The organism is Streptomyces sp. McG3, assembly GCF_018619185.1.
Classification (GTDB): Bacteria; Actinomycetota; Actinomycetes; order Streptomycetales; family Streptomycetaceae; genus Streptomyces.
The window spans coordinates 1-9,959 of sequence record NZ_JAAXYC010000297.1 but is presented as its reverse complement, the minus strand read 5'-3'; the positions used below and the strand labels follow the sequence as shown (position 1 = coordinate 9,959).

The following is a 9,959-nucleotide window of genomic DNA, read 5'->3' as shown; positions in this document are numbered from 1 at the left end:
CTCCCGCATCCCCACCAACCCGTTCCCCCCGCTCGGCAGCCCCGCGTCCGCCGCCGCCGAGTCCGAAGGACCGTTCTCCACCTGCATCGCGACCTCGGCCTCCCGATGCGCGAGCCGCACCCACGTCTTCGCGCCCGCCGCGTGCTTGTGCACGTTCGTCAGCGCCTCCTGCACCACCCGGAACGCCGTCTGCTCGACCTCCGGCGGATACGGCCGCGCCGCACCGTCCACCGACAGCTCCACGACCATCCCCGCCTGCCGCGACTGCGCCACCAACGCCTCCAGCTCGTGCAGCCGGGGCCCGTCCTCGGACGCGGCGGAGGCCGCGACAGCCGCCTTCCTCACCGACGCCAGCGGAACCGCCCCCGCGGCGGCCGGCGCGGTCAACGCGTCCCCGGTGCGCAGCACCCCGAGCATCTCGCGCAACTCCGTCAGCGCCTGCCGGCCCATGTCCCCGACCAGCGCCGCGTTGCGCACGGCCTTCGCCGGATCCTTCGGCGCGACGGCCTGGAGGGCCGCGGCGTGGACCACCATCAGGCTCACCCGGTGGGCGACCACGTCGTGCATCTCCCGGGCGATCCGGGTCCGCTCCTCCGTACGCGCCCACTCGGCCCGCTCCTCGGCCCGGTCCGCGAGCAGTGACAGCTCCCGCTCCAGCGAATCGGCCCGCTCCCGCAGGCTCTCCATCAGACGGCGCCTGGCCCCTATGTAGAGGCCGAACAGCACGGACGGGGCCGTGAGCCCCACCGCCATGAAGGCGGACATCAGCGGGACGTACCAGTCCCCCGGCCCGAAGTCGGCCTGCTCCGCCACGCTCTGCCGCAACCGCACCCAGGTGACGATGAACGTCCCCACCAGCGCCATCCCCGCCAGCACGACGGTGATCCGGCGCGGCACCTCGGACGCGGCCAGCGTGTACAGGCCCACGAGGGCCATCAGGAAGCCCATCTCGGCGGGCGTCATCGCGATCGTCACGAGCACCACGGCGATCGGCCACCGCCGGCGCACCAGCAGCACCGAACCCGCCAGCAGTCCGAACACCACGCCCACCGGCACCGGAATACCGGTGTTCCGGGCGAACTCCACCCCCTCCAGGCCACACTCCAGCGCCGATACCAGCGCCAGTCCCACGTCCAGGGCGACACTGCGTCGCCGCTCCCACCACCAGTAGCCGCGGGTGGTCGATCCCGCCGCTTCCCGGTCTGCCCCCGTTGCGGTCATGGCATCCAGCCTACGGGCGGACGCATCTCATTTTCGGGTGACCGGCAACAGCACGTTCCGCATTCGAACAAGCACGAAACACATACCGATCGCCTGAAATGGCGAATCGACCGCGCTTTCGACCCGGACGTTCGCATTCCGGACGACGATCCCCGTATGACGGAAACCACAAGCAAGTACGCCGACTTCGAGGGCCTGCGCGAGCGGGCGGTGGCGCTGCGGCGGGAGGGGCTCAGCGTGCGCCAGATCAGGGACCGGCTGAAGGTCTTCAACAACGACATGCTCCACCGCCTCCTCCAGGGCGAGCCCGCCCCCGAGTGGACGAAGCGCCCGAACGCCAAGGACGACGTGCGGGAGAAGGCCCGCGAGCTGCGGCTCCAGGGAATGACCTACGACCAGATCCAGGTGGAGCTGGGCTGCTCGAAGAGTTCGATCTCACTGTGGGTACGGGACCTGCCGAAGCCGGAGCGCAAGCGGACCCGGGAGGAGTCCTCCGCCATCGGGCGGCGCGGATGGGAAGCGACACTCCAGCGGCGGGACGCCGAGCGCCTGGCGGCAAAGCAGAAGGCCGCAGACGAGATCGGCACCATGACCGATCGCGAGCTCTTCTTGCTGGGCGTCGGCCTCTACTGGGCGGAGGGCTCCAAGGCCAAGCCGTACCGCACCCAGGAGCGGGTCACGTTCGTCAACAGCGACCCCGGCATGATCGAGGTCTTTCTCGCCTGGCTACGGCTGCTGGGAGTAGAGGACGGACACCTCCGCTTCCATGTCCTTATCCACGAGACAGCGGACGTCATGGCCGCCGAGCAGTTCTGGGCCACACTCACCGGCGCCGAGCCCTCGGCTTTCGGGAAAACGTCGCTCAAGAAGCACACCCCGAAGACGAACCGGAAGAACGTCGGCGAAAGCTATCGGGGCTGTCTCGCGGTACGTGTCCTGAAAAGCGCCGAGCTGTACCGTCGCATCGAGGGCTCCTGGTGCGGCATAGTAGGTGCTGCAAAAAGAGCCGATCAAGAGAATCGGACATAACGCCCATCCCGGGTCGTCTAAGGGCAAGACGTCAGATTTTGGATCTGATCATGAGGGTTCGAGTCCTTCCCCGGGAGCAGCGCACGCGGGCCCCGACCTCACCGGTCGGGGCCCGCCCCCGTTTCCACCGGAAACACCCCCGGTATCCTGCGGATGACCACCACCCGAAGCCGAAGGGCACATCCGTGAGCGCAACCAGCCCGGCAGCCGTCGTCGTCCTCGCAGCGGGTGAGGGCACCCGCATGAAGTCGAAGACACCCAAGGTTCTGCACGAGATCTCCGGGCGCTCGCTCGTCGGACATGTCGTCGCCGCCGCCCGTGAGCTGGATCCCCAGCACCTCGTCGTGGTCGTCGGACATGCCAGCGAGCAGGTCACCGCGCACCTGAACGCCGGCGACGCCCCCGTGCGCACCGCCTTCCAGGCCGAGCAGAACGGGACCGGGCACGCCGTCCGCATGGGGCTGGAGGAGCTCGGCGGCGCCGTCGAGGGCACCGTGATCGTCGTCTGCGGCGACACCCCCCTGCTGTCCGGCGGGACGCTCGGCGCGCTCGCCGCCACCCACGCCGCCGACGCCAACGCGGTCACCGTCCTGAGCGCCGAGGTCCCCGACTCCACCGGCTACGGGCGCATCGTGCGCGACCCCGCCACCGGTGCGGTCACCGAGATCGTCGAGCACAAGGACGCCACCGACGAGCAGCGGGCGATCCGGGAGATCAACTCCGGGGTGTTCGCGTTCGACGGGCGGCTGTTGGCCGACGCGCTGGGCAAGGTGCGCACCGACAACAGCCAGGGCGAGGAGTACCTCACCGACGTGCTGTCCATCCTGCGCGAGGCCGGGCACCGGGTCGGGGCCTCCGTGGCGGGCGACCACCGGGAGATCCTCGGCATCAACAACCGGCTCCAGCTCGCCGAGGCGCGCCGCCTGCTCAACGAGCGGCTGTTGGAGCGGGCGATGCTCGCGGGCGTGACCGTGGTGGACCCGTCGTCCACGCTGATCGACGCGACGGTGACGTACGAGCGGGACGCGGTCGTGCACCCGGGGACCCAGCTGCTGGGGACCACGCACCTCGCGGAGGACAGCGAGGTGGGGCCGAACTCGCGGATCGAGAACACCGTCGTCGGCACCGGCGCCAGGGTGGACAACTCCGTGACGCTCTCGGCGGAGATCGGGGCGGGGGCGCTCGTCGGCCCGTACGCCTACCTGCGGCCGGGCACCCGGCTGGGGACGAAGGCCAAGGCCGGTACGTACGTGGAGATGAAGAACGCGACGATCGGGGAAGGGACCAAGGTCCCGCATCTGAGTTACGTCGGTGACGCGACGATCGGTGATCACACCAACATCGGTGCGGCGAGCGTCTTCGTGAACTACGACGGCGTCGCCAAGCACCACACGACGATCGGCTCCCACTGCCGTACCGGTTCGGACAATATGTTTGTGGCGCCGGTCACGGTCGGGGACGGGGTCTACACCGCCGCCGGGTCGGTCATCACCAAGGACGTGCCCGCCGGTTCACTGGCCGTGGCGCGGGGCCAGCAGCGGAATATCGAGGGTTGGGTGGCCCGGAAGCGGCCGGGCAGCGCCGCCGCGCAGGCCGCTCAGGCGTCGTCGCAGGAGACCGACGGGCAAAGCTGACCGGAAACAGGTGCGCCGGTGACGGCGTACCGTGATAGATGCTCACCCATTTCGGCTGGCTCGTTGCACATCGGGACCTATGCGTGCAGCGCCAGATACACGTCTGAGGAGACTGTGCTGTGACCGGGATCAAGACGACCGGCGAGAAGAAACTGATGCTCTTCTCCGGCCGCGCCCACCCCGAGCTTGCCGAGGAGGTCGCCCATCAGCTGGGAGTCGGTCTCGTGCCGACGAAGGCCTTCGATTTCGCCAACGGTGAGATCTACGTGCGGTTCCAGGAGTCGGCACGTGGCGCGGACTGCTTCCTGATCCAGAGCCACACGGCTCCGATCAACAAGTGGATCATGGAGCAGTTGATCATGCTGGACGCGCTGAAGCGCGCTTCGGCCCGCTCCATCACGGTGATCGTGCCGTTCTACGGCTATGCCCGCCAGGACAAGAAGCACCGTGGCCGTGAGCCGATCTCGGCGCGCATGGTGGCGGATCTGATGGCGACGGCGGGTGCGGACCGCATCCTCACCGTCGATCTGCACACGGACCAGATCCAGGGCTTCTTCGACGGCCCGGTGGACCACCTGTTCGCGCTGCCGATCCTGGCGGACTACGTGGGCGCGAAGGTCGACCGTTCCAAGCTGACGATCGTGTCGCCGGACGCGGGCCGGGTGCGGGTCGCCGACCGCTGGTGCGACCGGCTGGACGCGCCGCTGGCGATCGTGCACAAGCGTCGCGACAAGGACGTGCCGAACCAGGTCTCCGTCCACGAGGTCGTGGGCAACGTCGAGGGCCGGGTCTGTGTGCTGGTCGACGACATGATCGACACCGGTGGCACGATCTGCGCCGCCGCGGACGCGCTGTTCGCGCACGGTGCGGAGGACGTCATCGTGACGGCGACGCACGGGGTGCTGTCGGGTCCGGCGGCGGACCGGCTGAAGAACTCGAAGGTGAGCGAGTTCGTGTTCACGGACACGCTGCCGACCCCGGGTGAGCTGGAGCTGGACAAGATCACGGTGCTCTCGATCGCGCCGACGATCGCGCGTGCGGTGCGTGAGGTGTTCGAGGACGGTTCGGTGACGAGCCTCTTCGAGGAGCAGGGCTGACAGCAGTGACGATCACCGTCCGGTGATCCACTTTGGGGTGCGGCCTCCCCGCCGGGTAGACTCAGCGAGTTGCTCGGCGAGGGAGGCCGTACCTGTGTGTACGGCGGTCCGTTATCGACGCGCTCTTCGTAGCAGGCCTGTCGTGGGCCGGGTGACCGTTCGTGTTCCGTCTCCCGACGGCTCACCCACCTGACGAGGAGTGCAACCATGGCTGAGATCAAGCTCGCCACCGAGGTCCGTACCGAGTTCGGCAAGGGCGCCGCCCGCCGTGTTCGTCGCGCCAACCGCGTTCCCGCGGTCGTCTACGGCCACGGTGCCGAGCCGGTCCACGTCACGCTGCCGGGCCACGAGCTGCAGCTGGCGCTGCGTACGGCGAACGTCCTGATCGGTCTGGAGATCGACGGCAAGGACACGCTGGTCATCCCCAAGGCTGTGCAGCGCAACCCCCTCCGCAGCACCATCGAGCACGTCGACCTGCTGACCGTGAAGCGCGGCGAGAAGGTCAACGTCGAGATCGCGGTGCACGCCGAGGGCGACCTGGCGCCGGGCGCCAACCTGCTCGAGTTCGTGCTGAACACGCTGCTCGTCGAGGCCGAGGCCACCCACATCCCCGAGTCCGTGACGGTCTCCGTCGCGGGTCTGGACGCCGGTGACTCGATCCAGGCCAAGGACATCAAGCTGCCCAAGGGCTCCGTGCTGGCCGGTGACGAGGACGCCATCGTGATCCAGGTCGTCGCCGCGCAGGCCGAGGAGCCGGCCGCGGACGAGGCCGGCGAGACCGCCGCCGACGCCTGAGCCGTACCGCTCACCGTTCCACCTGCTTGACTGACGGGGTGGTGGTTCCCTTCCGGGGAGCCGCCGCCCCGTTTGCCTGCCGTCCCGGCCATATGTGCCGTATGTGCCATCCCTGCTGTCCCTGTCATCCCCTGCGTGCGAGGAGACCGAGCGCTGATGTCCGACGCCACCGACCCCTGGCTCATCGTGGGCCTGGGCAATCCCGGCCCCGACTACGCGGCGAACCGGCACAACGTCGGGTTCATGGTCGCCGATCTGCTGGCGACGCGGATCGGCGGGAAGTTCAAGCGGGCGCAGAAGGCGCAGGCGCAGGTCGTGGAGGGGCGGATGGGTCCGCCGGGTCCGGCGAGCCGCCGGGTGATCCTGGTGAAGCCGATGTCGTACATGAATCTGTCGGGCGGGCCGGTGACGGCGCTGCGGGACTTCTACAAGGTGCCGACGGATCACGTCGTGGCGGTCCATGACGAGCTGGACGTCGATTACGGGATGCTGCGGTTGAAGCTGGGTGGCGGCGACAACGGGCACAACGGGCTGAAGTCGATGACGAAGGCGATGGGTCCGGACTATCACCGGGTGCGGTTCGGGATCGGGCGGCCGCCGGGGCGGATGCAGGTCGCTGATTTCGTGCTGAAGGACTTCTCGTCGACCGAGCGCAAGGAGCTGGCGTTCCTGGTGGACCGGTCCGCGGACGCGGTGGAGTGTCTGCTGGCGGAGGGGCTGGAGCGGGCGCAGGGCGCGTACAACTCCTGAGAGGGTCCGGCTCGGTCGCCGTGTCGTCCGCCGCGTACAACTCCTGACATTCCTGGTGCTGGTGGGGCGTTTTTCGGCCATAGGTTGACCGCGGGTGCGGGTCTGGCCAAGGATCGGCCCCCATGAAGCGGAGCTCTTCCCAGCGTGCGGCGCTCGCGGGCCGTCGGGCGGCCATGGGGCTGGTCGTCCTGGTGCTGCTGGTCGCGGGTACGTGGTCGTCGTGGAACACCGCGCACCACATCGTTCTGGCCAAGGGCCGTGACCACGGCACCGTGACGGTGACGGGGTGCGGCGAGGAGACGTGTACCGGTTCGTACGAGCCGGACGCGGTGTCGCGGGAGCGCCCTCGGGTGAGCCTGGACCGGTCCGTCGCGGCGCGGAAGGGGGATCGTTTCCCTGTCGTGGTGAAGCCCGGCACCGATGCGGTGGTCCGCACGGGGTTGCCGGGCTTTCTGCATGCGTGGGTGCCGTTGGGCGGGGCGATGGTGCTGGCCGCGTTCGTGATCGGCGGTGGGCTGCGGATGTCGCGGACGGCGTGGGGTGTCGGTACGGCGGGGGCGGTCCTGCTGGTGGCGACGTTCGTCGCGCTGTAGCAGGACCGCCCCTTTTCGGCGTGCGTACGGTCAGCCGGTGTTGCGGAGTCCTGCCGCGACGCCGTTGACGGTGAGCAGCAGGGCGCGGGCGAGCAGCGGGTCGGGTTCCTCGCCGCGTGTCGCCGCCTGGCGCTGGCGGGCCAGCAGGGAGACCTGGAGGTAGGAGATCGGGTCCAGGTAGGCGTCGCGGATTCCGAAGGTCTGCTGGAGCACCGGGCTGGTGCCGAGCAGTTCGGTGGAGCCGGTGACCTTGAGGACTTCCCGTACGGTCAGCGCGTGCTCGGCCTCGATGGCGTCGAAGACGTGCTTCAGCTCGTCGGGGACGAGCGTGTCGACGTAGTGCCGGGCGATGCGCAGGTCGGTCTTGGCGAGCGTCATCTCCACGTTGGAGAGGAAGTTCCGGAAGAAGTGCCAGTGCTCGTGCATCTCGTCGAGGACGGTGTCGAGTCCGGCTTCGCGCAGGGCCTTGAGGCCGGAGCCGACGCCGTACCAGCCGGGGACGATCTGCCGGGACTGGGTCCAGCCGAAGACCCACGGGATGGCCCGGAGGCCGTCGAGCGAGACGCCGGAGCCGGGGCGGCGGGAGGGCCGTGAGCCCAGGTGCAGGTCGGCGAGCTGGTCGACCGGGGTGGAGGCGAGGAAGTACGCGGGCAGGTCGGGGTCCTCGACGAGCTTGCGGTAGGCGTCGTGGGCCGCGTCGGAGACGGTGTCCATGGCCGCGTCCCAGCGGGCGAGGGCTTCGTCGGACTGGCGGGGCGCGGTGTGCAGGGCGGAGGCCTGGAGGGTGGCCGCGACGGTCAGTTCCAGGTTCTCGCGGGCGAGGGCGGGGATGAGGTACTTGTCGGAGATGACCTCGCCCTGCTCGGTCACCTTGATCTCGCCCTCCAGGGTGCCCCAGGGCTGGGCGAGGATCGCGTCGTGGGAGGGGCCGCCGCCTCGGCCGACGGTGCCGCCGCGGCCGTGGAAGAGGCGCAGGCGTACGCCGTAGCGGTGGGCGACGTCGCGGAGGCGGCGCTGGGCGCGGTGGATCTCCCACTGGGAGGTGGTGATGCCGCCGAACTTGGACGAGTCGCTGTAGCCGAGCATGACCTCCTGGACGTCGCCGCGCAGGGAGACGAGGCGGCGGTAGGAGGGGTCGGCGAGCATCTCGTCGAGGATGACGTCGGCGGCCTTGAGCTCGTCGGTGGTCTCCAGGAGGGGGACGATGCCGATCTTGGCCCAGCCGGCGTGGAGGTCGACGAGTCCGGCCTCGCGGGCGAGGACGGCGGCGGCGAAGACGTCGTCGGCGCCCTGGCACATCGAGATGATGTAGGACTCGATGACTTCGGGGCCGAAGCGTTCGAAGGCCTGCTTGATGGTGTGGAAGACGCCGAGGGTCTTCTCGCCGGCCGCGTCGAGCGGTGCCGGGGTGGGGGCGAGCGGCCGGCGGGAGCGCAGTTCCTTGGCGAGGAGCTTCTGCCGGTAGTCGCGGGGCATGTCGGCGTAGCGCCAGGACTCCTCGCCGAGCCGGTCGAAGAGCTGGCCGAGGGTGTGGTGGTGGGCGTCGGCGTGTTCGCGTACGTCCATGGTGGCGAGCTGGAGGCCGAACGCGCCGAGGGTGCGGATGGTGCGGTCCATCCGGCCGTCGGCGAAGAGGCCGCCCTTGTGCGCGCGCAGGGAGGTCTGGATGAGTTCCAGGTCGGCGATGAGTTCGGCGGTGCCGAGGTAGTCGCAGCCGGGGCGGTGGGGGGTGCCTTCGGCGAGGCGCTCGCGGGTGTTGACGAGCTTCTGCCGGATGCAGGTGGCCTTGAGGCGGTAGGGCTCCTCGGCGTTCAGCCGCTTGTAGCGGGGGCTGATGCCGGGGAGGCGTTCCAGGTCGGCCTGGAGGGAGGTGAGGAGTTCCTCGGTGGCTCCGGCGTAGCGGATGGAGTTGGAGAGGAGGCCGCGGAGGTGGTCGATCATCTCCAGGGCGTCGGTGATGCCGTGCTCGTGCTGGAGGATCAGGACGTCCCAGGTGACGGCGGGCGTCACGTTGGGGTTGCCGTCGCGGTCGCCGCCGATCCAGGTGCCGAAGGTGAGGGGGCGGGTGCCGGCGGGCAGTTCGACGCCGACGCGGTCCAGTTCGGCGGCGAGGTCCTCCAGGACGTCTCCGACGGCGCCTGCGTGGAGTTCGTCGAGGTAGTAGATGGCGTTGCGGGCCTCGTCGGCGGGCTCCGGGCGGACGACGCGGAGTTCGTCGGTCTGCCAGATGAGGTCGATGTTCTCGGCGAGGCGGAGGTCCAGGCGACGGCGGTCGGCCTCGATGACCGGGGTCTCCAGGAGGGCCCCGATGCGGCGGAGCTTGTTGAGGACCGAGCGGCGGGCGGCCTCGGTGGGGTGTGCGGTGAAGACGGGCCGGACGTTGAGGTTCTTGACCGTCTCGCGGAGGTGCTCGAGGTCGGCGTCCTTGAGCCGGTCGGCGGTGCGGGCCAGCAGGCCGCCCTCGGCCGCGCGGCGGTCGCGCATCTCGTGGGCGCGGTGGACCTGCTCGGTGACGTTGGCGAGGTGGAAGTAGGTGGAGAAGGCGCGCACGAGCTGTGCCGCGGTCTCCAGGTCCGTGTCGCCGAGGAGTTCGGCGGCGGCTTCGCCGTCGGTGCGGGTCAGGGCGCGGACCCGCTCGACGAGGTCGAGGAGCTCCTGGCCCTCCTGGCGTACGAGGGTCTCGCCGAGGAGGTCGCCGAGGCGGCGGATGTCGGCGCGCAGCGCGGGGCTGGCGGCAGGGGTCTGGTCGGCACTGCTCACAGTGTGCGGCTCCTTGCAGTGAATGAGGAGGTGCGTTCGCTTCGCCGTCCCCCCATGGGTGGTGGTGGGGACGGGTGGCG

The 9,959-nt window shown here is 69.8% G+C and carries 8 protein-coding genes and 1 tRNA gene; 7 read left to right on the top strand and 2 right to left on the bottom strand.

The window, feature by feature from the left end; all coding sequences use genetic code 11:
• Positions 1-1,221 (bottom strand): sensor histidine kinase (locus tag HET64_RS31785; protein ID WP_215110608.1); only part of this gene is annotated, 1,221 nt, incomplete at its 3' end.
• Positions 1,222-1,377: 156 nt separating this feature from the next.
• Between HET64_RS31785 and HET64_RS31780 the strand changes: the two genes are divergently transcribed.
• The 7 genes from HET64_RS31780 (at position 1,378) to HET64_RS31750 (ending at position 7,119) form a co-directional block, all read left to right on the top strand.
• A complete protein-coding gene (locus tag HET64_RS31780; protein ID WP_215110607.1) occupies positions 1,378-2,250 on the top strand; it encodes a hypothetical protein in 873 nt (290 codons plus the stop codon).
• A gap of 6 nt (positions 2,251-2,256) precedes the next feature.
• Positions 2,257-2,327, top strand: a tRNA-Gln gene (locus HET64_RS31775).
• A gap of 108 nt (positions 2,328-2,435) precedes the next feature.
• A complete protein-coding gene (gene glmU, locus HET64_RS31770; RefSeq protein WP_215110606.1) occupies positions 2,436-3,884 on the top strand; it encodes a bifunctional UDP-N-acetylglucosamine diphosphorylase/glucosamine-1-phosphate N-acetyltransferase GlmU in 1,449 nt (482 codons plus the stop codon).
• 119 nt (positions 3,885-4,003) lie between these two features.
• Positions 4,004-4,981 (top strand): ribose-phosphate diphosphokinase, encoded by a 978-nt coding sequence (locus HET64_RS31765; RefSeq protein ID WP_015609053.1) that lies wholly within the window; start codon positions 4,004-4,006, stop codon positions 4,979-4,981.
• Between the two features lie 207 nt (positions 4,982-5,188).
• Positions 5,189-5,776 carry a 50S ribosomal protein L25/general stress protein Ctc gene (locus HET64_RS31760; RefSeq protein ID WP_215110605.1) on the top strand — a complete coding sequence of 196 codons (588 nt, stop codon included), beginning with the start codon at positions 5,189-5,191 and terminating at the stop codon, positions 5,774-5,776.
• Positions 5,777-5,932: 156 nt separating this feature from the next.
• Positions 5,933-6,526: an aminoacyl-tRNA hydrolase gene (gene pth, locus HET64_RS31755; RefSeq protein WP_215110604.1), complete on the top strand. Its 594-nt coding sequence runs from the start codon at positions 5,933-5,935 to the stop codon at positions 6,524-6,526.
• Positions 6,527-6,648: 122 nt separating this feature from the next.
• A complete protein-coding gene (locus HET64_RS31750) occupies positions 6,649-7,119 on the top strand; it encodes a hypothetical protein (protein ID WP_215110603.1) in 471 nt (156 codons plus the stop codon).
• Positions 7,120-7,149: 30 nt separating this feature from the next.
• Here the strand turns inward: HET64_RS31750 and ppc are convergent, their stop codons facing one another.
• Entirely contained in the window at positions 7,150-9,879 is a 2,730-nt protein-coding gene (gene ppc, locus HET64_RS31745) for a phosphoenolpyruvate carboxylase (protein WP_215110602.1), read from the bottom strand.
• Positions 9,880-9,959 lie beyond the last annotated feature (80 nt).

Bases quoted from the DNA above. Each gene is read 5' to 3' on its own strand.
- HET64_RS31750 (WP_215110603.1), top strand. From the start codon at position 6,649: ATGAAGCGGAGCTCTTCCCAGCGTGCGGCGCTCGCGGGCCGTCGGGCG.
- HET64_RS31780 (WP_215110607.1), top strand. From the start codon at position 1,378: ATGACGGAAACCACAAGCAAGTACGCCGACTTCGAGGGCCTGCGCGAG.
- pth (WP_215110604.1), top strand. From the start codon at position 5,933: ATGTCCGACGCCACCGACCCCTGGCTCATCGTGGGCCTGGGCAATCCC.
- HET64_RS31760 (WP_215110605.1), top strand. From the start codon at position 5,189: ATGGCTGAGATCAAGCTCGCCACCGAGGTCCGTACCGAGTTCGGCAAG.